The organism is Dactylosporangium sp. CS-047395, assembly GCF_050942185.1.
Classification (GTDB): domain Bacteria; phylum Actinomycetota; class Actinomycetes; order Mycobacteriales; family Micromonosporaceae; genus Dactylosporangium.
Genome location: NZ_CP192015.1, coordinates 7185592 through 7209958 on the forward strand (window position 1 = coordinate 7185592; position 24367 = coordinate 7209958).

The window sequence follows — 24367 nt, forward strand, 5'->3', positions numbered from 1 at the left end:
CCGATAAGGGAATGCGTCAAGCCCGGATCGTCGACATCAGCACCTCGACGCAGGCCGCCGGGTCGTCGGCGAACGGCAGGTGCCCGCAGCCGGGCAGCCGCACGTGCCGCGCGGACGGCAGCAACCGCTCCGCCCGCCGGGCCTGGAACGCCGGCAGGATGAGGTCGCGCGGCCCCCAGGCGATCGTCACCGGAATGTCCACAAGGGACCCGGCCGCGGCGAACCGGTGCCCGGCGAAGGCCGCCCGCGCCGCCTGGAACCCGGGCCACGCAGCGAGGGCCCGCGCGTCGGCGACACCCGCGGCCGGGTCGACCCGCGTCGGGTGGCCGAAGAACAACCCGAACAGCGCGATCCGCCCGGCCGCCGTCGAGGCCAGCCGCGGCAGCGCGCGATCCGACACCCGCGCGCACGAACGCGCGGCCGAGACGGACAGCTGGCACCAGCGGCGCGAGACCGGTCCCCAGAAGCCGATCGGCGCGAACGCCGTCACCGACAGGGCGTGCCCGCGCCGGCCGAGTTCGAGGGCCACTCCCCCGCCCATCGAGCTGCCCGCGACGTGGAACGGCGGCGGGACGCGGGCGAGGACGTCGTCGGCCAATGCCGGTACCGATGCGCCCGCTTGATCAAGAGCGACGACGTCGAGCCCGGCGAGGCCCGTCAGCAGCGGATCCCAGACCTGGCGGCGGCTCCCCAGGCCGTGCAGCAGCACAAGCGGCGCCATACCCGAGCATCGTACTTGTTGACAGCCTGACAACAAGGGGGCACCGTGACCGCCATGCACTACGACGTCATCGTGGTCGGCTCCGGGTTCGGCGGCAGCGTCAGCGCGCTCCGGCTCACCGAGAAGGGCTACCGCGTCGCCGTGCTGGAGGCCGGGCGCCGGTTCGCCGACGAGGACTTCGCGAAGACGAGCTGGCGGCTGCGCGACTACTTGTTCGCGCCGAGCATCGGCTGCCACGGCATCCTGCGCATGACGCTGCTCCCGGACGTGCTGGTCCTCTCCGGCGCGGGTGTCGGGGGCGGATCGCTGGGGTACGCGAACACGCTGTACAAGCCGCCGGACGTGTTCTTCCAGGACCCGCAGTGGGCCGGCATCACCGACTGGAAGGCCGAGCTCGAGCCGCACTACACGGAGGCGTCGCGGATGCTCGGGGTGGCCGAGAACCCGCGCACCACGGCCGCCGACGAGGTGCTGCGAGCGGTCGCCGCCGACATGGGCGTCGCGCACACCTACCGCCGCACGCCGGTCGGCGTCCTGTTCGGCGAGCGGCCGGGCGAGACGGTGCCCGACCCATACTTCGGCGGCGCCGGCCCGGCCCGCACCACCTGCACGTTCTGCGGCTCGTGCATGACCGGCTGCCGCGTCGGGGCGAAGAACACGACGGTCAAGAACTACCTGTACCTGGCCGAACGCGCGGGCGCCGAGGTGCACGAACGGACCACGGTCACGCGCATCGTCCCGCGTACCGGCGGCGGTTACACCGTGCACACGAAGGGCAAGCGCACCATGGTCGCGCAGGAGGTGATCCTGGCCGCCGGCGCGGTCGGCACCCAGCGCCTCCTGCACCACCTCAAGCGCTCGGGCGACCTGCCGAACCTCTCGCCCCGCCTGGGCGAGCTGAGCCGGACCAACTCCGAGTCGATCCTCGGCCCGCGCTCCCGCCGCCGCGACGCCGACTTCACCGACGGGGTCGCGATCACGTCCTCGATCCACCCGGACGCCGACACGCACATCGAACCCGTCCGGTACGGCCCCGGCAGCAACCTCCTCGGCCTGATGGCCGCCGTGCTGGTGGGCGACACCGGCCGTACCCCGCGCTGGCTCGCCGGCCTCGGCCGGACGCTCACGAGCTGGCGCGACTGGCCGCGGCTGTTCTGGCCCCGCCGCTGGTCGCAGCAGACGATCGTGCTGCTGGCCATGCAGCCGAAGGACAACTCGATCACGGTCGGCCCCCGCCGCGGCCCGTTCGGCGGCCGGCGCCTGACCAGCCGGCGCGGGGTCGGAGAACCGAATCCGGTGTACCTCCCGATCGCCCACGATGTCGCCCGCCGCGTCGCCGACAAGATCGACGGCGTCCCGCTCGGCTCGGTGACGGAACTCGTCGGCCGCCCGGTGACCGGCCACTTCATCGGCGGCGCGGCGATCGGCGCGGATCCGGAGCACGGCGTCATCGACCCGTACCACCGCGTCTTCGGCCACCCCGGCCTGCACGTCATCGACGGCGCCGCGGTCACCGCCAACCTCGGCGTCAACCCGTCGCTGACCATCACCGCCATGGCCGAGCGGGCGCTGTCGATGTGGCCACGGTACGGCGAGCCGGACCGACGCCCCCCGCTCGGCGCACCGTACCGGCGGATCGGGCCGTGACGGGCCGCCGCCTGGAGCCCGACCAGCGCCGCGCCCAGCTGCTGTCGTGCGCGGTGCGGCTGTTCGGCCGGCGCCCCTACGCCGACGTGTCCACATCGGACATCGCCGCCGAGGCCGGCGTGGCCCGCGGGCTCATCAACCACTACTTCGGCACCAAGCGCGACCTGTACATCGAGGCCGTCCGCGGGCTCGTCACCGTCCCGCCCGTCGCGGTCGAGCAACTGCCGGACGGCGACCTGCGCACCCGCGTCGACGCGAGCGTCACCTGGTTCCTCGACGTGGTGTCCCGGCACAGCACGCCCTGGCTGGCCGCGGTCGACGCCGGCGACCCCGACGTGCGCCGGGTCCTGGCCGAGGCCGACGAGGTGGCCGCGACGAGCATCCTGACCGCGCTCGGCCTGCCCGACACCGGCACCCACCGCGCGGTCATGCGCGCCTACTGCGGCCTGGCCAAGGCCACCGCCCGCGAGTGGCTGGAGCGCGGCGCCCTCGACCGCGACCGGGCCCACGCCGTGCTCGCGACCACCCTGACGACGCTCGTGGGCGAGGTGCTCGAATGACCCGGATCGCGGTCATCGGCGCCGGCTTCGGCGGCATCGCCGCCGCCCACCTGCTGCGCGAGGCCGGCTTCGCCGACGTCACCATCTACGAGCGGGCGGACGACGTGGGCGGGGTGTGGCGCGACAACACCTACCCCGGCTGCGCGTGCGACATCCCGGCGCCGCTGTACTCGTTCTCGTTCGCGCTCAATCCCGACTGGTCGCAACGGTTTCCGCCGCAGGACGAGATTCTCGCCTACTTGCAGCGGTGCGTGGACACGTTCGGCCTGCGGCCGTCGTTGCGCTTCGGGGCCGCCGTGGAGGCCGCGGCGTGGACCGGCACCGCATGGCGGCTGACGCTCGCCGACGGGTCCACAGTGGAGTGTGACGTCCTCATCCCCGCTACCGGCCAGCTCTCCCGTCCGGTGGTACCCCCGATCCCAGGCGAGTTCGCCGGTCATACGACACACACCGCGGCGTGGGACGTCGACGTCACCGGCAAGCGGGTCGGTGTCATCGGGACCGGCGCGAGCGCCATCCAGCTCGTGCCCGCGATCGCCGATGTCGCCGCACACGTCACCGTCTTCCAGCGCAGCGCGCCCTGGACCCTGCCGAAGCCCAATCGACGGTACGGCCGGATCCGCCGCGCCCTCAACCGCTCGTTCCCGCCGTTCATGCGCGCGGCCCGCGCCGGAACCTGGCTGCTCACGGTGGTGACGGGCCGCGCGGTCACCGGCCGCCCGATCGCGCGCCGCCTTGTCCGCGTCGTTTCCGACGGCCAGCGCCTCATCCAGGCCCGCCGGCTGCGGTCCCGCGTCACGCCGGACTACGCGATGGGCTGCAAGCGGGTCCTGTTCACCAGCGACTGGTACCGGACGCTGCGAAAGTCCACTGTGGACCTCGTGACCGCCGACATCGCCTGCCTCACGCCGTCCGGCGTACACACGACGGACGGCGCGTTCTTCCCATGCGACGTCCTGGTGTACGCGACGGGATTCGCCGCCACCGAGTTCCTGATGCCCATGTCCGTCACCGGATGTGAGGGTCGGCGCCTGGCGGACGAGTGGCGCGACGGCGCGTACGCGCACCTGGGCATCGCCGTGCCGGGCTTCCCCAACCTGTTCCTCATGTACGGCCCGAACACGAACACCGGCAACACCTCCGTCGTGTACTTCCTGGAGGCGCAGGCGCGCTACATCGTCCAAGCCGTCCAGGCGATCACCGCCACCGGCCCGATGCGAGTCCGCGCGGAGGTCGCGGACGCCTTCGACGCGGAGATGCAGCGCCGGCTCGCGACGAGCGTCTGGGCCGGCTGCCACAACTGGTACCGCACGGAATCCGGCCGCGTGGTGACGAACTGGCCGGGCATGGCCTCCGAGTACGCCGCCCGCACCGCCCGCCTGTCCCCGGCCGACTACGAACCGGCCTGACGCGAGCCCCCGAACCGCATCCGGAAGTCATCGGCGACGAGCGACAGGAACGGCCGCCGCCCCCGCAGAAAGGCCAGCGGCCCGTCCCCGTCGATGTCCCACCGCACCCGGGCCGGCCCGCACCGCGCGGTGGCCCGAACGGCCGTCGTCTTGGCCGCACCGTGCAACTCCTGCGTACACCTGAACCCGATCGGCACCCGCACCAGCGGCCGCGCACTGGCGACGTCCGCCCGCGCGATGCCCGGCGCGGCGGTCAGCTCCAACGAAGCCAGCTCCTTGGGGATGCCCCACAGTTCCCGGCCGCCGTCCCGCGAGGCCGGACTGTCCACCCAGATGTGCGTGATCGTGACCCGGGGTCGCAGCCCGGCCCGCATGAGGACTGCGGCGAGCAGTTCCCGGTAGCTGAGGTCCCCGCCCGGCCGATAATCCACCCAGGCGGTCCCGATCAGGGCCCTCGACCCCAGCCGCACCACCCGGACCGCCGAGTGCAGCTCCGCCGGCACCGCGGGCACGAGCGCGAGCGGCAGCATCCACACCGAGACCACCATCCGCCCCCGCAACGACCACGGCTCCGGCGGATACCCCATGGCGGCACTGTACGCCCCGTCAGGAGGCCACGGCGGTGCCCTCCAGTTCGACCAGCAGCTCCGGAACCGCCAGCCGGACCACCCCGAGCAGCGTCGAGGGCGGGGCCGCGCCGGCCGCGGCCAGTCGCGGGCCCAGCGCCCCGTAGTGCTGGAGCAGCAGGTCGACGTCGGTGGTGTACACCTTGAGGCGCACGAGATTCGCCAGTGACATCCCGGCCCCGGCCAGCACCGCCTCCAGGTTGTCCAGGCTCAGCGTGATCTGGGCCGCCATGTCGCCGGGGTGCTGGGGCTCGCCGTCAGGGCTCATCGCGGTCTGCCCCGCGCAGAACAGGGTCCGCGTCGCGCCGGTCACCAGTTCGGCCTGGTGGTACCCGAACTGCGCCGACCACGCCCACGGGTTGACCGGTGTTCGTTGCATCGTCATGGCAGCAAGCCTCGCAGCGAATCACGACACCTCCTGTCGTATATTGCGGACCATGCGCGCCGACCGGCTGGTCTCGCTCGTCCTGTTGCTGCGCCGCCACGGCCGCCTGTCCGCGACCGCCCTGGCCCGCGAGCTCGAGGTGTCGACGCGCACCGTGCTGCGCGACATCGAGGCGCTGTCGGCGGCCGGCGTCCCGGTGTACGCCGAGCGCGGCCGGCACGGCGGGTTCGCGCTGCTGCCCGGGTTCCACACCGAGCTCACCGGCCTCAACCACGACGAGGCCCTCGCGCTGCTGGTGGCCGGCTCCCGCCGCGGCGCCCAGGCGTTCGGCCTCGGCGCGGCCCTCGCCTCCGCCATGCGCAAGGTCATCGACGCGCTGCCCGCGGGCCACCGCTCCGACGCCGCCGTCCAGCGCCTGCTCATCGACCCGGAGACCGACCTGCTCGCGCGGCGGCTGGTGCCCGAGAAGATCGCCGACACGGTCGCGTCCGAGGTGCGCCGCGGGGTGCTCGCGGGAAAGAAACTGCGCATCCGGTACGAGGCGGCGCGCCAAACCCCGCGCTGGCGCACCGTCGACCCGATCGGCCTGGTCACGGTCCGCGAACAGGCCTACCTGCTGGCGATCCGGGACGGCGCCGACCGCACGTACCGGCTCGCCCGCATCCTGGCCGCCGAGGTCCTGGACGAGCCCGCCGAGCGCCCGGCCGACGTCGACCTGGACCGGATCTGGCGCGAGCGGAGCGCCAGCTTCCGCACCGGCGGCGACCAGGTGGCCGTCACGCTCCTCCTGCACCCGGCCCGCCGCGCCATGCTGGCCGGCACCGCCCTGGCCATCCTGTCCGAGGCACCGGACGCCGACGGCCGCCTGCGACTGGAGGTCACCTTCCAGGACGCCCGGCACGCCGAGTGGACGCTGTGGCAGCTCGCCGCGAGCGCCGAGGTCCTGTCCCCGCCCTGGCTACGCGCCGTCCTGCACGACCGCGCCGCCGCCATCGCCGCCCGCTACGCGGATCCGCGGGTCCTGCAGAGCCCGGGCCACGACGGCGAGCATCCCGCTCCGGCATAGCCCGGCCGCCCCGATCCGAAATTCCTCCCGGTCGTACCACTCGACGAGCTCCACCCCCGCCTGCTCGGCGAGCGCCCGATCAACGGAAACCACGGCATCGTCCTCATAACACCCGTAGATCTCGTCAGCGGCCCACATCACCCAGTGGAACGGCCCGAGCGAAGGCCCGTCGAGCACCGTCATGAACCGCTCACTCGCATCGATCGCCGACACTCCCAGCGACCCGGTGCCCAACAACTCCGCGAACGTCGGGTCCGCGTCCCAGTCCGCGTTGGGAATGACCAGCCCGAGCACGTCCTCCTCATGCTCCCGGCAGGCACAGTCGGGGCGCTGCGGCGGCTTCCAGTCATCACCCTTACCGAAGACACTCATCCGGCGATCGTAGGGCGGCGGAACACTCAGGTCTGCCCCGAACCGGTCGAGCTAGGGCCCATGACGTCCGCCCCCACCGGCCGCTCCTCGAACCCGTACGCCACCTACGTCGACCTCGACGCGCCGGAGCAGCCCCAGAACGAGTACCCACCGGTACCGCCACCCCAGGCGGTCCAATTTTTTCCAACGGAGAAGCCCGAGAAGCCCCGCGTCCTGCGCAAGGTCGGCAAGTACGCGGCCCTCGTCGCCACCGCGGTCGCGATCCTGGCCGGGTACGGCATCGTCAAGGCCTGGTTCGACGAGGGCAAGCAGAAGGACCAGGCCTGCAGCCAGATCGGCACCGCCACCCAGGACCTCAGCGGCACCCACACCGCACCCGGCGGCATGACCCGCAAGCAGGCCGTCACCGTCGAGGAGTGGACCGCCGTGCTCACCGCCGGCACCCCGGTCGACCCCGCGGCCGCGGCCGAGCAACTCGAGCAGGACGCGCACAACCGCCGGTTCGCGCGGAGTCTCGGGTTCAACCCCACGCTCAGGGCGGCCCTGCTCGGGATCGCCGACGACGTCGACGGGCTGATCGCCGTGCGGCAGGACACCACCACCCCCGTCGCCGACCGGGCCCAGCACGCCGTGGCCCTCACCGCGAGCCTCGACGGGCACATGCGGGACGCGCAGTCGGCGTGCGGTCAGGCGGTCACCGGGATCATTGATCGACCTTGATCCGGCGGGCGCGGCGGAGCATCACCACGGTGCCCGCCGTGCACAGCACCACCAGCGCGGCCAGCAGCACGACGGTGAGGGACAGGGTCCGGGCGGGCGCGGCCGGGCCCTGCGCGCCCGCCGTGCCCGCGGCGGCCGCGAGCGCGCTCGGCGGGGCCGACGGCGGCGGGGCGTGCAGCTTCGCCGCCTCCTCGGGCGTCACCAGGTGGCCGGCCGACGTGCCCTTCGGCTGCGCGAAGCCCCAGTCGAGCAGCGTCGTGCTCTGTTTCCAGGCGCGGACCGGGGCGATCTCGGCGCCCATGATGGTCACCACCAGCCGGCGGTCGCCGTGCTTGGCCGCGCCGACGTACGTGTGGCGGGCCTCGTCGGTGAAGCCGGTCTTGCCACCGATCGCGCCGGGGTACTCCGTCAGCAGCTTGTTCTCGTTCTGGATCTGGAAGCCCTTCGGGTCCTTCGGCGGCTGGGCGGGCCACTGGAAGGTGAGCATCTGGTCGTACTGCAGGAAAGCCGGCCGATCCAGGTTCTCCCGCGCGATGAGGGCCAGGTCGTAGGCGCTGGTGAACTGGTCCGGGGCGTCCAGCCCCGACGGCGTGACGGCGTGGGTGTCGTCGGCGCCGAGCCGGTGCGCCTCGGCGTTCATCGCGGCGATCGTGGCCGGCACCCCGCCGTCGCCGCCGCCGACCCGGGCCAGGGCGTTCGCGGTGTCGTTGCCGGACTGCAGCAGCAGGCCGTACCACAGGGTGGAGACCGGGTACTTCCCCCCGACGATCATGCCGACCAGCGACGAGTCGCCCGGCAGATCCAGGTCGGCCGGGGTGGCCTCGACGATCTGGTTCGGGTCGAGCTTGGGCAGGACCGTCGCGGCCAGCAGCAGCTTCTGCACGCTGGCCGGGCGGCGGCGCAGGTGCGGGTTGCACGCGCCGAGCACCTCGCCGGTGTCCAGGTCGGCGACGACCCAGGAGATGGCCGCGGTGGTCGGCGGGGTGGTCGCCCCGGCCGGGACCGCCAGGCCGGTGGTGGCCATGCCGGGACCGCCGACGACGGGCGCGGCCGGGTCCCGCTCCGGCGACGGCGGCGTGGGCGGGATGCTCGGGATCGACGCGTACGGGCACGGCACGACGGCGGCCGCCGACGCTTCCAGCACCGGCATCGGCCCGGCGGTCAGCGACACGGCCAGCGCGGCGACGCCAAGGCGCCAGAGTCCCATCGCCAGAGCCTATAAAACCCGAAGGCGTCTCGTTGTACAGACCGATCACGAGACTGCACCGGAACCGCACTCAGGAACCGGGGCGGCGCACCGAAGTCATGACCATGCCGGAGAGCGCGATCGAGCAGCACGAGATCGACTATCGGGCCCGCCAGGTCAGGCTGGGCTCCTGGGTCGCCGTTGGGGTCATCCTCATCGGCGCGGTCCGCGTGCGGCTGGAGTGGCACGGCGGCCCCCTCGTCGTGAGCGGCATCACGCTGGCCGGCGCGGGTCAGGCCGGGCTGGCGATGCTGCCGTGGCGGCGGTACGTCAACGCCCCCTGGATGCCCCGCGCGCTGTTCTGGTGGTGGATGGCCAACCTCGTGCTCCTGCTGGCCTTCTGCGCCTACGACACCGAGGCGCTGACCATCTTCCCGGCCGGCGTAATGATCATTCTCGCGTCGACCGCGGCGCTGGCCGCCACCCGCTCGGTGATCACGTTCGGGGCGCTGAGCATCATCGGGTACACCGCGCTCGTGATCAGCCGCAACCACCCCGTCGGCGGCACCCTGGCCGCGCTGACCGTCGCGCTGATGACCGGCGTCACCTGGTTCTGCGCCCAGACCGCGAGCAACCGGCGGCGGATGGACCGGGCCCGCCGCCGCGCCGAGGGCAAGGTCGAGGCGCTGCTGGAGGCGTCCTCGGATGCGGTACTGGCGATCCGCGACGGCGGCGTGACGTACGCGAGCCCGTCGGTGCGCACCGTGACCGGCTACGACGCCGCGTTCATGACCAGTGAGCTGCTCATGGACATCACCCACCCCGACTACCTGGCCACCTCGACCAAGTGGTGGCAGGCGGTCATCGACGGCGGCGCCGGCTACACCGCGCGGGCCGAGTCGCGGCTGCGCCGGGCCGACGGGGCCTGGATCTGGGTCGAGGTCATCGGGACCAACCGCACCAGCGAGGCGCCCCTCTACGCGGCCGTCATCAGCATCCGTGACATCACCCACCGCAAGGAGCTCGAGGAGGAGCTGACCCGCCAGGCGTTCGCCGACGCGCTGACCGGCATGCCGAACCGGGCCCTGTTCCGCGACCGCATCGAGCACGCCATCGCCCGCAACCGCCGCTGCGGCGGGCGGATCACCCTGCTGCTGGTCGACCTGGACGACTTCAAGCTGGTCAACGACAGCCTCGGGCACACCGCCGGCGACCAGCTCATCGCCACCACCGCGCTGCGCCTGCACCAGCAGCTGCGGGCGGCCGACACGCTGGCCCGGCTGGGCGGCGACGAGTTCGCGATCCTGGTCGAGGACGTCTCCGAGGTCGAGGCCATGGACCTCGCCGAGCGGCTCCTCGCCGCGATCCGCCGTCCGCTGCGGCTGGGCAACCGCGACGTGGTCTGCTCGGCCTCGATCGGCGTGGCCACGGCCAAGGCCGGCGACGGCGACGACGGGCCGGACCCGGGCGAGCTGCTGCGCAACGCCGACCTGGCGATGTACGCGGCCAAGGGGGCCGGCCGCGACCGGTACGCGCTGTTCGACCCGGCCATGTACGCGGGCATCCTGCGCGAGGCCGAGGACCGCGCCGAGCTCGAGCACGCCCTGGCCCGCGACGAGTTCGTGGTGCACTACCAGCCGATCGTGGACCTGCCGACCTCGCGGCTCATCGGCGTCGAGGCGCTGGTGCGCTGGCAGCACCCGGTGCGCGGGCTGCTCGGCCCGATGACGTTCATCCCGCTGGCCGAGTCGACCGGGCTCATCGTGCCGCTCGGCCGGTGGGTGCTGCGCCAGGCCTGCGAGCAGCTGGCCACCTGGCGCGCCGAGTTCCCGGCGGCGGCCGCGATCCGGGTCAACGTGAACCTCTCGGCCCGGCAGTTCCAGCACGAGGGCCTGGTCGAGGAGGTGGCCGGCATCCTGGCCGAGACCGGCGTCGACCCGCACCAGATCGTCCTGGAGATCACCGAGTCGCTGCTCATGCAGGACACCGACACGACGATCGAGACCCTGGGCCGGCTCAAGGCCCTCGGCGTGCGGCTGGCCATCGACGACTTCGGCACCGGCTACTCCTCGCTGTCCTACCTCAAGCGCTTCCCGGTCGACATCCTCAAGATCGACCGCTCGTTCGTCGACGGCATCAACGCCGAGCAGGGCGGCGACGCCACCCTGGCCGAGGCGGTCGTGCAGCTGGGCCGGGCGCTGCAGCTGCAGACGGTCGCCGAGGGCATCGAGACCGCCGAGCAGTGGTCGACCCTGCAGGACCTCGGCTGCGAGTTCGGCCAGGGCTACCTCTTCGCCCGCCCGGGCGCCGCCGCCTCCATCTCGGAGATCCTCGGCGACGCCCGGGTGACGGAGAACGCGAGCTGAACTAGGCGGCGATGCTGAACGAGTCGCCGTACACCTTCCAGGACAGCGGCGGGTTCAGGTCGAAGTTGCGGTTGTTGAGGAACACCCGCTGGGCGGTGTCGACCCGGCTGGTGTCGCTGTGCGCCTCCTCGGTCTTCATCGCCGCGACCCGGGCGTCGAGGAAGGCGTTGAGGTAGGTCGCCTCGTCGCCGCCCTGGGCCGGGGTCTTGGCCTTGGCCATGGCCGCCTTGCGGATGCCGCCGAAGCTGACCGGACTGTTGCCGGGGCCGTGCATGACGATCGCGTCGTAGTAGATGAACTGGCCCAGGGCCCGCAGCCCGTCGGCCTTGGCCTGGTTGACGGACGGGTTGAAGTACACCCGGTCCCGCTCGTCGTTCTGCGCCTGCTGGAAGGCGGAGTCCGCGGCGGCCGTCTTCCAGTCGCGGGTGAAGTTCGGGTCCAGTCCGGCGTGCGAGTCACTGTTGTTCACGCTGCGCAGCGCCGGCAGGTACTTGGCCAGCACGTTGCCGGGGACCCGCTGGCTGTAGAGCTCGACGAGCTCGAGCATGTCGCCGGTGCCGGAGCAGAAGCCGATGATCCCGGCGGTGTAGCCGCGCCCGTCGCCGATGTCCTCGATGTACTTGTACTGCGCCTTCCAGTCCAGCGAGGAGTTCTCGGCCGAGGACACCAGCTGCATCGCGATGTCCTTCTTGCGCGGGTCGGTGAGGTCCTTGCCCGGCGCCGAGGTGGGACTCTTCGTGGGCGTCGGGCTGCTGGTCGCACTGCGCGAGGGTGACACCGACGGCGAGGCAGAAGCAGAAGCCGAGGGTGTGGTACCGCCCGTGCCTGAAGGAGTAGCGCTGGGCGTGCTCTCGGTGCCGCTGCCGTACACCTTGAACTCGAACAGCGAATAGCCCCACTGTGTTCCGCGCGCGGTGCCGAAGAGCCGCACGTAGCGCCCGGTCCCGTTGAGTCCGGTGAGGTCGTCGGTGCCGCCGTTGCCGCTGGTCGTGCTGTAGATGGTGGTCCACGCGTCGCCGTCGGCCGACGTCTCGATCCGGTAGGCCTTGCCGTAGGCCGCCTCCCAGAGCAGGTTCACGTGGGTGATCCGGCGGGTGGCGCCGAGGTCGACGCGGACCCACTGCGGGTCGGACCCTTCCGCGCTGGCCCACCGCGTGCCGGTGTTGCCGTCGAAGGCGAGGGTGGCGCCGAGCGACGAGGACTCCACCGACGACGAGGCGGCCGGCCGGCCCTGCGAGAGCAGGGTCTCGGTGGCCGCGTCGGCGCCCTGCATGACGACCACGGTCGTCACGGTGCCGGCGGCGAGCAGTGCCGCGGCGCCCAGGCCGGCCAGCCTGAGGGGGTGCTTCACGAGATGCCTCCGTACGAAGTCTGATAGGCAACCTGCCTGCCAGATCGTTCGATCGGAGCGCCTCGATGTCAATCTTCCTAAACTTGATTTCATTTCACGTTATGGCTCGCCGCACGAAGGGCGAACCGGCGCGTTGAATGCACCTCTCGACCATATTTCACCCGTTTTCTCCGTATAGTGAGATCCCGGGGGCCGACTGAAAACGGCTTGGCGGAGTCCGGCAGAATATCGGGGTGACGCACGGTATCGCTGACGACTGGGTAGCCCGCTTCGCCGACGAGGTCATCGCGGCCGCCGAGGACCGCGCCCCCGGCAAGCCCATCGTCTGCGCGTCGGGCCTGAGCCCGTCCGGCCCGATCCACCTCGGCAACCTGCGCGAGGTGATGACCCCGCACCTGGTCGCCGACGAGATCCGCCGCCGCGGGCACGACGTCGAGCACATCCTGTCGTGGGACGACTACGACCGCTTCCGCAAGGTTCCGGCCGGCATCGAGGGCGTCGACGAGTCCTGGGCCGAGCACATCGGCCGGCCGCTGACCGCCGTCCCCGCGCCCGCCGGCAGCCCGTACGGCAGCTGGGGCGAGCACTTCAAGGCGGCCATGGCGGCGTCGCTGGAGCAGCTCGGCGTGCAGTACCGCGGCATCAGCCAGACCGAGATGTACCGCTCCGGCGCCTACACCGAGCAGATCCTGCTCGCGATGCGCGAACGGACGCACATCGACGGGGTGCTCGGCAAGTACCGGACGAAGATCGCCGCCGAGGAGAACGACGAGGACGGCGAGGGCGCGACCGGCTACTACCCGTACCGGCCGTACTGCTCGGTCTGCAACCGCGACACCACCACCGTCACCGCCTACGACGACGACACGACCGAGCTGACCTACACCTGCTCCTACGGCCACGGCGCCACCGTGCTGCTCAACGAGCACCGCAACGGCAAGCTGGTGTGGAAGGTCGACTGGCCGATGCGCTGGGCCTACGAGGGCGTGCAGTTCGAGCCGTCCGGCGTCGACCACACCTCCCCCGGCTCGTCCTACGTCGTCGGCTCGCAGCTCGTCGCCGAGATCTTCCACGCCAAGCCGCCGATCGGCCCGATGTACGCGTTCGTCGCCATCGCCGGCCAGGCCAAGATGAGCAGCTCGCGGGGCGGGGTGCCGACCCCGGCCGACGCCCTGCAGATCATGGAGGCGCCGCTGCTGCGCTGGCTGTACAGCCGCCGCCGGCCCAACCAGGCGTTCAAGGTCGCGTTCGACGACGAGATCCAGCGCATCTACGACGAGTGGGACACGCTGGGCCGCAAGGTCGGCGAGGGCACCGCGCCGCCGGCCGACGCCGCCGCCTACCACCGCGCGATCGGCACCGCCGCCGGACCACTGCCGGTGACGCCGCGCCCGCTGCCGTACCGGATGCTCGCCTCGGTCGCCGACATCACCGTCGGCGACCCGGACCAGATGCTGCGCATCCTCACCGACATCGACCCGGACAACCCGATCGTCCTGCTCGACGACGCCCGGCCGCGGCTGGACTGCGCGGTGCGCTGGGTGACCACCTACGTCCCCGACGAGTCGCGCACGCACGTCCGCGGCGAACCCGACGCGGAGCTGCTCGCCTCCCTCGACGACGAGCAGCGGGCGGCGCTCGCCCTGCTGGCCTCCCGCCTCGACGAGCAGTGGTCCCTGGAGGGCCTCACCAGCCTGGTGTACGGCGTGCCGAAGATCCGCCTCGGCCTGCCCCTGGACACCAAGCCGACGCCGGAGCTGAAGGTGGCGCAGCGGGAGTTCTTCTCGCTGCTGTACCGGCTGCTGGTCTCCCGCGAGTCCGGTCCCCGGCTGCCGACGCTGCTGCTCTCGCTAGGCGCCGACCGGGTGCGCACCCTGGTCGGCGCGTAGCACCGCCTCGGCCACGACGAGGTCCTGCCACGCCATCCCCGACCCCTTGAACAGCACGGGGCCGTCCTTGGTCCGGCGCGGACGGCTCATCGGGACCAGTTCGTCCGCCGTCAGGCCGGCCAGGATCACGTCGCCGCACTCCCGCATGGCGGTGGCGACGTCCTCGACGATCACGGTGGCGCGGTGGCAGAGCGCACTGTCCACCTCGCGCGCGTCCGGTTCGTGGGAGCCGATCGCGATCACCACGGCGTCGTCCTTGACGCGGGCCGAGTCGAACAGCGGCTCCCGGGCCGTCGTCGCGCACACGATCACGTCGGCGGTCGCGATCGACGCCGGCACGCCGGTGCCCCGCCGGGCGACGTCGACGGTGCCGAGTTCCGCGACGGCGGCGAGGGCAGCGCGGTGGCCGCGGCCCTGCGGACCGGCCCCGAAGATGACGACGTCGAGGCGGGGCTTGAGAAACGGCCGTACCGCGGCGACCGACACGGCCGGGGTGCGCAGCGCGGTGAGCGCGGCCCCGTCGAACAGCGCGGCCGGGCGCAGGGTGCCCCCGTCGAACAGCACGTACACCGCGTTGACCCGCGGGCTGCCCCGCTCGGCGACGGTCACCACCTTCACGCCGGCGTGCGTCGGAGAGGCGGCCGGCATGAGCAGCATCTCCCCCGCCGGCAACGCCATCGACGTGCGAGCCACCCCGGCCGCCGGGTCGAGCCCGCCGCGCAGGGCGTCCTCGATCGCCTCGACGGCCCGCCGCGGCGGGAGCAGGCGCTCGATGGCGGCCGCGTCGTAGTACGGAACCGTCACCGCAGCACGAAGCCCGGCGTGAGCGGATCGCCGGGATCGACGATGAACGTGTGCTCGCCGGTCGGGTACGCCATGCCGCTGATGACCGGCACGACCGTCCCGTCCGGCCCGGCGGTGGCCACGGCGGTGAACCGCGAGCCGACGATCGAGTCGTGCACCAGGGTCTGCCCCGACGCCAGCTCGGCCGATGCGGTCAGCGTGGCGACCCGCGCAGCGGTGCCGGACCCGCACGGCGAGCGGTCCAGCTCCCCGTCCGCGAAAATCGTCACGTTGCGCTGGTGCAGGGCGCCGTCGTCGGTGGTGCCGAGGTGCTCGTAGAGGATCGTGCCGTACACACCGCTCAGTCTTTCGTCTGTCGGATGCCGCGCGACGGGGTCGGCGTCGAGCGCCCACTTGATCTCCCGCCCGAGCGCGATCAGCTCCTGGTGGTGCTCGGGCACGATCCGCAGCCCGACACTGGCCGCGTCCGGCGGCGTGATGAACCCGCCGTACATGTCGGCGTGCCCGCGCGGCTCGAAACACAACAGCCGCCGCAGCCCGTCGGCGCCCGGATCCCCCATGGCGAACACCCGCCGCTCGGCCACGGTCGCCCCACGCAGCTCCACCGGCGGCTCGGGCACGATCCGGAACGGCTCCCCACCCGTGTGGAAATCGACCGTCCTCACAGCATCACCACAGCTCACCCGGTGAATCCTAGTGCCCATGACGGGGGTCCTGGATCGTCCGGCCGTTTCGCTCATCGCCGTGTCGAGACCGTGGTTCTGGCCGGTCTCCTGGGTGCCCGCGTACCTCGGCACCGTGCTCGCCTCGCACACCTGGCTGCCGGCCGAGCGCTTCCGCGCGCTGCTCGCCCTGCTGGTCCTCGGCCCGCTCATCTGGGGCGCCGTGCTGGCCCAGAACGACCTGCACGACCTGCCGAGCGACCGCCTGAACCCGCGCAAGGCCGATGCCCCGCTCGTCACGGGAAGGGTTTCCGTTCCGCGCCTGCGTCTCTGGTACCGCCTGCTGGCCGTGCTGAGTCTCGCGACCGCCTGGTTCGTCGGCCCCCTGTTCGTCATCGGGGTGGCGGGGGTGCTGGTGCTCGGGTGGGCGTACAGCGTGCCGCCCCTGCGCCTGAAAACCCGCCCCGGCTGGGACGTGGCGGTGAACGCCCTGGTCGTCGGCGTCGTCTCCCCGGCCGCGGGCTGGGCCGCGTCGCGCGCACCGTGGGGCTTCCCGTGGCAGTTCGCGCTGATCGGCTTCCTGTTCGCGGCCGCCTTGTACATCCCGACCACGGTGACCGACCTGACCGCGGACGCCGGCGCGGGCTACACGACGTTCGCGGTCCGGTACGGCCGCCGCTTCGCCTTCTGGTGCGGGGTCCTGCTGTGGGCGTGCGCGCTCAGCTTCTCGATCGGCTGCGCCTGGCTGGACGTGCTGGTGCCACGCTCAACATTGGTGCCGCAGCTGTTCATGGCGCCGGTCCTGGTCGCCGCGTACGCCGCTCTGACGTGGCGCCCGTCGATCTTCCGGCTGGCCCTGCTGTCGCTCCTGTTCGGGGTGCCGACCCTCGGCTTCGCCCTGGCCTACATCGGCGCGCTCCCCGCCGTCACAGCGCATTGAGCAGCGCGATCCACCCGATCAGCGCGCCCGTCACGACCAGCACGATCACCAGCGGAAACCACAGCCCGAACCGCAACGTCCACGGCAGCCGCGCACCCGGGTAGCGCGCCGCGAACTGCCCCGGCGTCTCGGGATCCGCGTACTGCACGGGCACCCGCATGGCAGTCGTCAGCCGATCCAGCTCCGCCTTCGGCCACCACTGCGGCACCAGAACGATCGGCGTCGGCTCGTCGCGGGCCGCGATCACGAGCAGGTTGCTCATCACCTGCGGTTCGCCGTTGCGCGTGCGGCCCTGCAACGCGTGCACGCGCACCGAGTCCGGGCGGTGCACGATCGTGCGCCGGCCGGTCCAGGCCACCGACTCGACCGTACCGTCGGCCGAACGGGACACCGCGACGTTGCGCACGTTGAGCGACATGAGCACCGCGACCACCACCACCGGCAGCACCGCCAACGCCAGCGCGGCGACCAGCGCGCCGGTCCGGACCGGAGTCCCGACCGACACGCCGGTGCACAACAGCAGGACCGCGCTCACGCTCGCGGCGACCGTCAGAGGTCGGCGGTGCCGCGGGCGGGACGGTCGGATCCGCACGTTACTCCCAGGTCATGTCGATCTGGCGTTGGTAGTCGACGTACCCGCCCCGCGCGAACGCTCTGGCCATCGGCGCGTTGCCGACGTCGGTGCTCGCCCGGATGCGCGGGATGTCGTGGGCCGCCAGCGTACGCGTCCCCTCCGCGAGGATGGCGTCGATGAAGCCGTGGCCGCGATGTTCGGGCAGCACCCCGATGTACGCGATGATCGGCCCGTAGTCGTTGCGCGCCGGGAACACGAAGCCGACCGGCTCGCCGCCGGGCAGCGTCGCGACCCGCCACCACTCCTGCGGGCTGGGATAGCGGGCGAGCTCCCCGTGCAGGTGCTCCTCGGCGACCGCGCGCTCGGTCATCCGCTCCAGGTCGGCGCGATTGTGTGCGTCCAAGGTGCCCACGACGGTCCGGGTCATCAGATCCAAGGCTTCGTCGGTACCGTCGAAGCTCCGGAACACCAGCCGCCCGTCATCCGGCGCGATCGGCGTGCCCGGCCGCCACTCGAGCCGCAGCCGCTCGACGAGCAACCGGGCGCCGAGCCCCTCCAGCACGGCCATCCGCTGGTATATGGCGGCCGGATCGGCGTGCCAGTCCGGCGGCACGAACCGCAGGTACTCCGGCGGCGTCTTCCCTTGCGGGACAAGCACATCGAGGGCGGCCCGGACCAGCGCCCGCGCGGTGCCGTCGGCCCCGGGCGCGAAGTCGAGGAAGTCCATGAGGTACGGCTCGGTCGCCCCGGGTCTGGCCCACCACCCGGCGCGGGCGACCACCTCGCCGTCGCGCTCGGCGATCCAGAGCCACTCGGGGCGCCGGTTGCCGCGCACGAGGTCGTCGGCGACCTCATCGTTCAGTTCGTACGGAAGGTGCAGGAAAAGCGGGAGTTCCTCAGCCCCGGCAAGCGGGCGGTAGGTGACGTGCATGTGTGTCTACTCCAAAGCGAAGAGCACGGACTGCGGACATGGCCGGCGCCTCCTTTCTGGCGATCACCCGTCGCCGCCGATGTTCATATCGGTTCGTCGAGCCGCGCGCAACGTAGAATCCGGCGATGGGTTGGGAAGCACTCGCGCAGTGGGGCGAAGCCGTCGAGCGCGTCGAGCGGCTCTCCGGCGGCGTGGCCAACGACGTGTGGAGCGTGCGCGTCGACGGCCGGCTGCGCGTCGCCCGCCTCGGCACCAGGAGCGACGCGGACCTCGCCTGGGAGACCGAGCTGCTCGTGTACCTCGACCGCGCGGGACTGACCGTGCCGGTGCCGATCCCGACGACCGACGGCCGCCGCTTCGCCGACGGTCTCGTGGTGATGTCCTATGTGGAGGGTGGGCCGCCCGAAACGAAGGACGACTGGCGCCGCGCGGCCGCCGCGCTGCGCGAGGTGCACCGCCTCACGCGGGACTGGCCGCAGCGCCCCGGCTGGCGATCGTCGGCCGAGCTCCTGCACGCCGATACCGGGACCCGGGTCGACCTGCGCGCGATGCCGCAGGAGGGGGTCGCGCGGTGCCGGGCCGCCTGGGCGCGCCTCGCCGGGCGGCCGACCTGTGTCGTGCACGGCGACGCGAACAACCTCGGCAACGTCCGGGTGACCGCGGACCGGGTCGGCCTGATCGACTGGGACGAGTCGCACGTCGACGCGCCCGAACTGGACCTGGTGCTGCCGGACAACGCCGCCGGCCTCGACGACGGCGCGTACGACGTGGCATCGCAGGCCTCGGCCGCGTGGGAGGCCGCCGTCTGCTGGGACGACGACTACTCCAAGAAGCGGCTCGCCGAGGTGCGGGCGGTCTGACGCGGCCCCGCCCGCATCAGGTCGAGCATCGCGTCAACCGAGCCCGCCGGATCGGTGATCGGAAACTGCACCGCCCGCACCACCCCGCCCGGATCGAGCAGCAGGGTCAGGCGCTTGAACCGGTCCGTACCGGCGACCCGGAACGTGGGCAGCCGCAACGTCCCCGCCAGCCGCGTGTCCTGATCCGACAGCAGCGGAAACGGCAGCCGCGCATGCTCCGCGAACGCGCGCAGCTGGTCGGGCCGTTGGGTGCTCACCCCGCGGATGCGTGCCCCGAGGGCGCGGAACGCCGGCTCGCGCTGGGCATAGGTGAGCGATTCGAGCGTGCACCCTCCGGCGCCCGGAATGTCGCCCCAGCCCTCCGGGTAGCCTCCGGCGCCTGGTGCGAAAGCGCCGGGGAAACAGTACAAAATCGTCCAGTCCTGGTTCTGCATCCCCGGCACAGCGCGGCCCTCGAGCGCGTGGACCCGCCTGGCCTCGGCCGCCGTGCCGATGGCGTCGAGCGAGCCGTCGCCCATGACGTGCCGCGAGCCCCAGTCCTGCAGCGCGACGAGCACGGGCAGCAGGCCCTCGCCCTTCGCCGTGAGGACGTAGTCGTGCCGGGGTGGATGCTGCGAGTACGGCCGCCGCTCCAAAACCCCCTGCTCGACCAGCATCCCGAGGCGTTCGGTCAGGGCCCGCCGGCTGACCCCGAGGGTGCGCGTGAGCGCGTCGAAGCGCGTGGTGCCACCGGCGATGTCGCGGACGATCAGAAACGTCCACCAGTCGCCCATGACGCCGAGCGCCTGCGCGATCCCGCAGTCCGCATCGGCCAGTTCTTCGTGGCGCACCCATGCATTATAGTGAGTTCCAATCTGGAACTGACTCGCAATAGCGATCGGGGGTGCGAGATGTTCTGGCGCTGGTGGTCGGCGTTCGCGGCCAGCTCGGCCGGCTCCGCGATCAGTGCGGTCGCGCTGCCGCTGACGGCCCTGACCGTGCTCGATGCGAGCCCGGTCGAGATGGGCCTGGTCGCGGCCGCCGGCTACGCGGCGTGGCTGCTCATCGGCATGCCCGCCGGCGTGCTCGTGCAACGCCTGCCCCTGCGCGAAACGCAGATCGTCATGGACGTGGTGCGCGCGGCGGCCGTCGTGTCCATCCCGATCGCGTGGTACCTCGACCTGCTCACCATCGCGCAGCTCATCGTCGTCGCGCTGCTCGTGAGCCTGGCCACGGTCGTGTTCGGCGTGGCCACCGCGACGTTCCTGCCCGCGATCGTCCCCCGCGAGCAGCTCCAGGCCCGCAACTCGCTCAACTCGGCCACCGACGCGGTCGTCCAGCTCGGCGGCCCGTCCGCCGGCGGCCTGCTCGTACAGTCGCTGGGCCCCGTGGTCACCCTGTTCGCCGACGCCGCGAGCTACCTGGTCTCAGCGGTACTCACCCGAACCCTGCCGCCGCGCCGCACCCCCGCGCCGGAGTCCTGGCCCCCGATGCGCCGCATGATCGCCGAGGGCTGGCGCTTCGTGGCCCGCCACCCGATCATGGGCCCCGGCATGTGGACCGCCACGGCCGTCAACTTCGTGTGCGGCGCGCAACTGGCCCTGTTCCCGCTCTACCTGGTCCGCGACCTGCACACCCCGCCCGGCCTGGTCGGTTTCCTGCTGGCCGCCGAGGGCGCCGGTTCCCTGATCGGCGCCGCGCTGGCCGCCCGCTGGAACAACGGCCGCGCCCTCATCGCAGCGTCCCTGGTGGCCGTGCTAGGAGCAGCAACCATTCCCATCGGTACCGGTTATGCCTCCTACGCCACCTTCACGCTGGGCAACATCGTCTTCGCGGCGGGCGTGTGCGTCCTGAGCGTCACCACGCGCACCTACCGCCAGCTGGCGACCCCGCCGTCCTTGCTGCCAAGGGTCGCCGCAACCGTTCGCTTCGTCTCCTGGGGCGCCATCCCGGTAGGCGGCGTCCTGGCCGGCTTCCTGGCGGATGTCGCCGGCGCGCGCACAGCCCTGGCGGTGTTCGCCGCCGCCACGGTACTGGCCCCGCTCGCCCTGCTGAGCAGCGCGCGCATCCGCTCAGCTGGTCTGAATCCGCACGACGACCTCGGCGTCGGTAACCTTCTGCACGGAGATGTCGAACCCCTGGGCCTGCGTACTCCCGTCGACGGGCACACTGACCACGGTCCCGCCGACGTCGAGCTTGACCTGCCCGTTCTCGACCCCGACAAGCTTGACCTCAACCCCGAGCACCGACGACTCAGCGTCGACCCCCCGATCGAACGTGACGGTGCAGGCGTTGGTGGTGCAGTCAACATTGTCCGTACTACAGGCGGCGAGCCCCCCGATCCCGATCACCACGGCGGCAGTGGCCACGGCAACCCTACGAGCCAGCATCGTAGTCAAAGTCGTCATGCGAACCGAGTCTAACGACGCCCGGCAACCGCGCCCTTCACCTCCGGCCGCGGACCGCCTTCACGACCAGCCACGCCAGCCCGACCAGCAACACCGCCCCGCCGACGCGCACCACCACCTGCTGCCCGTCACCCCGGACCAGCGAGGTGCGCATGAACGCCATCGCGCCCAGCACCACGAGCACGGTCACGACGGCGTACATCACCGCGGTGAGCACCGGCCGCCGTCGCCCCATGGCCCGGACGCTACCAGCGCCACCCCCCACCGATCCACGATCACGACGGCGTGTACGGCGGGGCGACGCCCCAGCCCCAGTGCGGGACCGGCGCCGCGCGCGGCGGTTCGGCGTCCGGCTGTGAGTTGCTCACGGCCAGCCGCGTGCCCCACTCCAGGTAGCCCACGAACGCGGCGCGGAACTCGGGGTCCGCGGGCAGGCCGGCCTCGTCGGCGGCGTCCATCATGAGGTCCAGCCAGCGCCGCCGCTGCGGTTCGGTGATCGCGCGGCCCAGGTGTTTGCTCAGCATGTGCGGGTAGCCGCCGCGTTGTTCGGTGTAGGCGGAAGGGCCGCCGAAGACCTCGGCCAGCCACATCGCCACGAAGCGCGGGTGGTCCTCGTGCATGTGGGCGAAGACCGGGCGCAGGACGTCGTCGGCCAGGACCCGGCGGTAGAAGACGTCGGTCAGGTGCTCGAAGGCCGCCCCGCCGCCCGCCCACGCGTAGAGGGTCGGAATACCGTTGTCGCTGTCGGGTTGCACCCACCGACGTCATCATGCCGGCCGGCACTGCACAAGTACGCACTTTCCGGTGCGTGGGAGGGCCCTCGTGAAGCGGTACCACTGCGCGGTCGAACTGGCCGTGGACGTCATCGGCGGCAAGTGGCGGCCGGTGATTCTGGCGCATCTCAAGGAAGGCGTGCACCGGTACGGCGAACTGCGCCGACGCATGCCAGACGTCAGCGAGAAGATGCTCACCCAGCGACTGCGCGAACTCGAGGCGGACGGGCTGATCGCGCGCAAGGATCTGGGCACGAACCCGCCGCACGTGGAGTACGCGCTCACCGAGGAGGGCCGCAGCCTCGCCCCCGTCCTGCAGGCGCTCTACGACTGGGGCACCGCCCGCGCCGAGCGGACGGGCACGGCCATCGCGACCTGAGCGCTACGCCTCGGCGCGCAGGAGGCGGGCGAGGTCGGCCAGGGAGTCGAGGCGGATGTCCGCGTCCAGGCCGCGCAGGGCGGCGACGGTGCAGCCGGCGGCGTGGCCCGCGTCGATGCCCGGCTGGGAGTCCTCGACCACCAGGCAGGCGGCCGGGTCGACGCCGAGGCGCGCCGCGGCCACGAGGTACGGGTCCGGGTGCGGCTTGCCCCGCGGCGTCTCCTCGACCGTGACCAGCAGCGGTGGCGCGATGCCGGCGGCGCCCAGGCGGGCTGCCGCGAGCTGTTTGTCCGCGCTGGTGACCACGGCCCAGGGCAGGCCGAGCTCGCGCAGGGCGGTGACCAGGTCGTCGGTGCCCGGGGTGGGAACGACGTCGTGCAGGTCGGCGTACTGCAGCTCCATCTGCCGCAGCGCCGCCCGCTCGGCCGCCGGGGCGTCGAGGTCGGGGCGCACGGCGCGGATCGTGGTCAGCGCCGGGTTGCCGTGCATGCGGGGCCGGATGTCGTCGACGCCCACGCCCGCCTCGCCGGCCCAGGTGATCCAGGCGCGCTCGACGGCGGCGTCGGAGTCGACCAGGGTGCCGTCCATGTCGAGCAGTACCGCCGCGAAACGTCGCATTGCCGCCCCTCCATGATTTAACTCGCGCTTCGAGTATATTCGACGCATGCGCAATGCCCTAGGGATGCTGCGGTTCGCCCATGCGCATCCCGGTGTGACGCGCGCCGAGGCGGCGGCGCGGCTGGGCATGTCGAGCGGGTCGGCGACCGAGATCATGGGGCGGTTGCGCGCGGCCGGGCTGCTCGCCGAGGTCGCGGCGCCGAGCGGCGGGCGGGGGCGGCCGACGACGGTGCTCGTACCGCATCCCTCGGGTCCGCTCGTGGCCGTGGTCGAGCTGACGCACGCCGCGTGGCGGGTCACGACCGCGGCGATCGGCGGCGAACTGGCGCCCGCTCCCGCGCATCGGCACGCGGGCGCGGCCGAGACCGTGCTGGGCGACATCGCGGCCGCGTTGCGCGCCCTGCCGCGCGAGCGCCTTGTCGCGGTGGCCGTCTCCGTGCCGGCCACGGTACGCGGCACGACCGTCGTGCAGGCGGCGACACTCAACTGGCGCGATGTCGACCTGTCGGCGCTCGGTCTCGGGCTGCCGCTGACCGTCGGCAACGATGCGGCCCTGGCCGGCGTGGCCGAGGCGCTGCGCGGCGCCGCGCGCGGGCACCCGGTCGCGCTGCATCTCACGGTCGAGGTCGGCGTGGGCGGCGTGGTGCTCATCGACGGCGCGCCGGCCCCGGGAGCGGCCGAGTTCGGGCATGTGCCGTTCGGCGATCCGGCGCTGGCGTGTCCGTGTGGCGCGTACGGCTGCTGGGACGTCACCGTGGACGGCCGGGCGATGGCGCGCTCGCTCGGCCGTCCGTCGCCCGCCGACCCCCGGTTGTTCGCCGACGAGGTGCTCGCCGCCGCCCGCTCCGGGTCGCCCGCCGAACGGGCCGCCGCCGGTTCGGCCGCCGCCGCGCTCGGGCGGGGTGTCGGGGCACTGCTGAACGCCCTGGACCCCGCGGTGGTGACGCTCGGCGGACTCGGCGCCGACCTGTTGGATTTCGCCGGTTTTTCCGCTGGTGTACGGCGAGCAGCGATGTCCTGGCGCCGCAATGCACTCCCGCCGATCGTGCCCGCGGCGCTGGGCTCGGCCGGCCCGGCCATCGGCGCCGCCGAGTCCGCGTTCGCGGGGATTCTGGAGGACCTCGTCGCGCGCCGGTGAACG

General features: G+C 72.5%; 25 protein-coding genes and 1 pseudogene. 12 read left to right on the forward strand and 14 right to left on the reverse strand.

Going from position 1 to position 24367, the window contains the following annotated elements:
* Positions 1 to 16: 16 nt before the first annotated feature.
* Entirely contained in the window at positions 17 to 721 is a 705-nt protein-coding gene (locus tag ACQP00_RS33870; RefSeq protein ID WP_433203292.1) for an alpha/beta fold hydrolase, read from the reverse strand.
* A gap of 54 nt (positions 722 to 775) precedes the next feature.
* Between ACQP00_RS33870 and ACQP00_RS33875 the strand changes: the two genes are divergently transcribed.
* The 3 genes from ACQP00_RS33875 to ACQP00_RS33885 are packed head-to-tail and all read left to right on the forward strand — an operon-like array spanning position 776 to position 4337.
* The gene (locus ACQP00_RS33875) at positions 776 to 2368 is read left to right on the forward strand and encodes an FAD-dependent oxidoreductase (protein WP_433224089.1); all 1593 of its coding nucleotides are present in this window, start codon (positions 776 to 778) and stop codon (positions 2366 to 2368) included.
* Positions 2365 to 2928, forward strand: a complete 564-nt coding sequence (locus tag ACQP00_RS33880; RefSeq protein WP_433203295.1) for a TetR/AcrR family transcriptional regulator — start codon at positions 2365 to 2367, stop codon at positions 2926 to 2928. The genes ACQP00_RS33875 and ACQP00_RS33880 overlap by 4 nt, the downstream gene beginning before the upstream one ends.
* A complete protein-coding gene (locus ACQP00_RS33885) occupies positions 2925 to 4337 on the forward strand; it encodes a flavin-containing monooxygenase (protein WP_433203298.1) in 1413 nt (470 codons plus the stop codon). The genes ACQP00_RS33880 and ACQP00_RS33885 overlap by 4 nt, the downstream gene beginning before the upstream one ends.
* On the opposite strand, the gene ACQP00_RS33890 is transcribed toward ACQP00_RS33885, so the two are convergent.
* Together ACQP00_RS33890 and ACQP00_RS33895 are read right to left on the reverse strand one after the other, a co-directional pair.
* Positions 4322 to 4924, reverse strand: a complete 603-nt coding sequence (locus ACQP00_RS33890; protein WP_433203301.1) for an acetoacetate decarboxylase family protein — start codon at positions 4922 to 4924, stop codon at positions 4322 to 4324. The two genes, ACQP00_RS33885 and ACQP00_RS33890, sit on opposite strands and share 16 nt — an antisense overlap.
* A gap of 19 nt (positions 4925 to 4943) precedes the next feature.
* Positions 4944 to 5348 carry a RidA family protein gene (locus ACQP00_RS33895; protein ID WP_433203304.1) on the reverse strand — a complete coding sequence of 135 codons (405 nt, stop codon included), beginning with the start codon at positions 5346 to 5348 and terminating at the stop codon, positions 4944 to 4946.
* Between the two features lie 52 nt (positions 5349 to 5400).
* Here ACQP00_RS33895 and ACQP00_RS33900 point away from each other — a divergent pair, with 52 nt between their 5' ends.
* Complete coding sequence (locus ACQP00_RS33900; protein WP_433203307.1) at positions 5401 to 6414, forward strand: helix-turn-helix transcriptional regulator; 1014 nt, start codon at positions 5401 to 5403, stop codon at positions 6412 to 6414.
* Here the strand turns inward: ACQP00_RS33900 and ACQP00_RS33905 are convergent.
* Positions 6307 to 6786 carry a hypothetical protein gene (locus ACQP00_RS33905; protein WP_433203310.1) on the reverse strand — a complete coding sequence of 160 codons (480 nt, stop codon included), beginning with the start codon at positions 6784 to 6786 and terminating at the stop codon, positions 6307 to 6309. The genes ACQP00_RS33900 and ACQP00_RS33905 overlap by 108 nt on opposite strands.
* 60 nt (positions 6787 to 6846) lie before the next feature.
* Between ACQP00_RS33905 and ACQP00_RS33910 the strand changes: the two genes are divergently transcribed.
* Entirely contained in the window at positions 6847 to 7506 is a 660-nt protein-coding gene (locus ACQP00_RS33910) for a hypothetical protein (protein WP_433203313.1), read from the forward strand.
* Here the strand turns inward: ACQP00_RS33910 and ACQP00_RS33915 are convergent.
* Positions 7490 to 8713, reverse strand: coding sequence for a D-alanyl-D-alanine carboxypeptidase family protein (locus ACQP00_RS33915; protein WP_433203316.1), 1224 nt, complete (start codon positions 8711 to 8713; stop codon positions 7490 to 7492). The two genes, ACQP00_RS33910 and ACQP00_RS33915, sit on opposite strands and share 17 nt — an antisense overlap.
* A 98-nt stretch (positions 8714 to 8811) precedes the next feature.
* On the opposite strand from ACQP00_RS33915, the gene ACQP00_RS33920 reads away from it, so the two are divergent.
* Complete coding sequence (locus ACQP00_RS33920; protein ID WP_433203319.1) at positions 8812 to 11058, forward strand: putative bifunctional diguanylate cyclase/phosphodiesterase; 2247 nt, start codon at positions 8812 to 8814, stop codon at positions 11056 to 11058.
* A 1-nt stretch (position 11059) separates the two neighbouring features.
* Here the strand turns inward: ACQP00_RS33920 and ACQP00_RS33925 are convergent, their stop codons facing one another.
* Positions 11060 to 12409 carry a chitosanase gene (locus ACQP00_RS33925; RefSeq protein ID WP_433203322.1) on the reverse strand — a complete coding sequence of 450 codons (1350 nt, stop codon included), beginning with the start codon at positions 12407 to 12409 and terminating at the stop codon, positions 11060 to 11062.
* A 233-nt stretch (positions 12410 to 12642) separates the two neighbouring features.
* Here ACQP00_RS33925 and lysS point away from each other — a divergent pair, with 233 nt between their 5' ends.
* Positions 12643 to 14298 carry a lysine--tRNA ligase gene (gene lysS / locus ACQP00_RS33930; protein ID WP_433203325.1) on the forward strand — a complete coding sequence of 552 codons (1656 nt, stop codon included), beginning with the start codon at positions 12643 to 12645 and terminating at the stop codon, positions 14296 to 14298.
* Here lysS and ACQP00_RS33935 read toward each other — a convergent pair.
* A complete protein-coding gene (locus ACQP00_RS33935) occupies positions 14260 to 15102 on the reverse strand; it encodes an ornithine cyclodeaminase family protein (protein ID WP_433203328.1) in 843 nt (280 codons plus the stop codon). The two genes, lysS and ACQP00_RS33935, sit on opposite strands and share 39 nt — an antisense overlap.
* Positions 15099 to 15767 carry a proline racemase family protein gene (locus ACQP00_RS33940; RefSeq protein ID WP_433203331.1) on the reverse strand — a complete coding sequence of 223 codons (669 nt, stop codon included), beginning with the start codon at positions 15765 to 15767 and terminating at the stop codon, positions 15099 to 15101. Before ACQP00_RS33940 ends, ACQP00_RS33935 begins: the two co-directional genes overlap by 4 nt.
* Before the next feature lie 37 nt (positions 15768 to 15804).
* Between ACQP00_RS33940 and ACQP00_RS33945 the strand changes: the two genes are divergently transcribed.
* Positions 15805 to 16704 (forward strand): UbiA prenyltransferase family protein, encoded by a 900-nt coding sequence (locus tag ACQP00_RS33945; protein WP_433203334.1) that lies wholly within the window; start codon positions 15805 to 15807, stop codon positions 16702 to 16704.
* On the opposite strand, the gene ACQP00_RS33950 is transcribed toward ACQP00_RS33945, so the two are convergent.
* Both ACQP00_RS33950 and ACQP00_RS33955 read right to left on the reverse strand, forming a co-directional pair.
* Complete coding sequence (locus ACQP00_RS33950) at positions 16691 to 17239, reverse strand: hypothetical protein (protein ID WP_433203337.1); 549 nt, start codon at positions 17237 to 17239, stop codon at positions 16691 to 16693. The genes ACQP00_RS33945 and ACQP00_RS33950 overlap by 14 nt on opposite strands.
* A gap of 58 nt (positions 17240 to 17297) precedes the next feature.
* Positions 17298 to 18209: a GNAT family N-acetyltransferase gene (locus tag ACQP00_RS33955; RefSeq protein ID WP_433203340.1), complete on the reverse strand. Its 912-nt coding sequence runs from the start codon at positions 18207 to 18209 to the stop codon at positions 17298 to 17300.
* A 125-nt stretch (positions 18210 to 18334) separates the two neighbouring features.
* Between ACQP00_RS33955 and ACQP00_RS33960 the strand changes: the two genes are divergently transcribed.
* On the forward strand, positions 18335 to 19069 hold the full coding sequence (locus ACQP00_RS33960) for a phosphotransferase enzyme family protein (RefSeq protein WP_433203343.1): 735 nt from the start codon (positions 18335 to 18337) through the stop codon (positions 19067 to 19069).
* Here the strand turns inward: ACQP00_RS33960 and ACQP00_RS33965 are convergent.
* A complete protein-coding gene (locus ACQP00_RS33965) occupies positions 19030 to 19899 on the reverse strand; it encodes a winged helix-turn-helix transcriptional regulator (RefSeq protein ID WP_433203346.1) in 870 nt (289 codons plus the stop codon). The genes ACQP00_RS33960 and ACQP00_RS33965 overlap by 40 nt on opposite strands.
* A 30-nt stretch (positions 19900 to 19929) precedes the next feature.
* Between ACQP00_RS33965 and ACQP00_RS33970 the strand changes: the two are divergent.
* A pseudogene (locus ACQP00_RS33970) lies at positions 19930 to 21108 on the forward strand (MFS transporter); the annotation flags it as partial.
* Between the two features lie 385 nt (positions 21109 to 21493).
* Here ACQP00_RS33970 and ACQP00_RS33975 read toward each other — a convergent pair.
* Both ACQP00_RS33975 and ACQP00_RS33980 read right to left on the reverse strand, forming a co-directional pair.
* Entirely contained in the window at positions 21494 to 21691 is a 198-nt protein-coding gene (locus ACQP00_RS33975) for a hypothetical protein (RefSeq protein WP_433203349.1), read from the reverse strand.
* 40 nt (positions 21692 to 21731) lie between these two features.
* A complete protein-coding gene (locus tag ACQP00_RS33980) occupies positions 21732 to 22211 on the reverse strand; it encodes a group II truncated hemoglobin (RefSeq protein WP_433203352.1) in 480 nt (159 codons plus the stop codon).
* Between the two features lie 67 nt (positions 22212 to 22278).
* On the opposite strand from ACQP00_RS33980, the gene ACQP00_RS33985 reads away from it, so the two are divergent.
* A complete protein-coding gene (locus ACQP00_RS33985) occupies positions 22279 to 22608 on the forward strand; it encodes a winged helix-turn-helix transcriptional regulator (RefSeq protein ID WP_433203355.1) in 330 nt (109 codons plus the stop codon).
* Positions 22609 to 22611: 3 nt separating this feature from the next.
* Here the strand turns inward: ACQP00_RS33985 and ACQP00_RS33990 are convergent, their stop codons facing one another.
* Positions 22612 to 23226 (reverse strand): HAD family hydrolase, encoded by a 615-nt coding sequence (locus ACQP00_RS33990; protein ID WP_433203358.1) that lies wholly within the window; start codon positions 23224 to 23226, stop codon positions 22612 to 22614.
* 46 nt (positions 23227 to 23272) lie between these two features.
* Between ACQP00_RS33990 and ACQP00_RS33995 the strand changes: the two genes are divergently transcribed.
* Entirely contained in the window at positions 23273 to 24364 is a 1092-nt protein-coding gene (locus ACQP00_RS33995) for an ROK family transcriptional regulator (protein ID WP_433203361.1), read from the forward strand.
* Positions 24365 to 24367 lie beyond the last annotated feature (3 nt).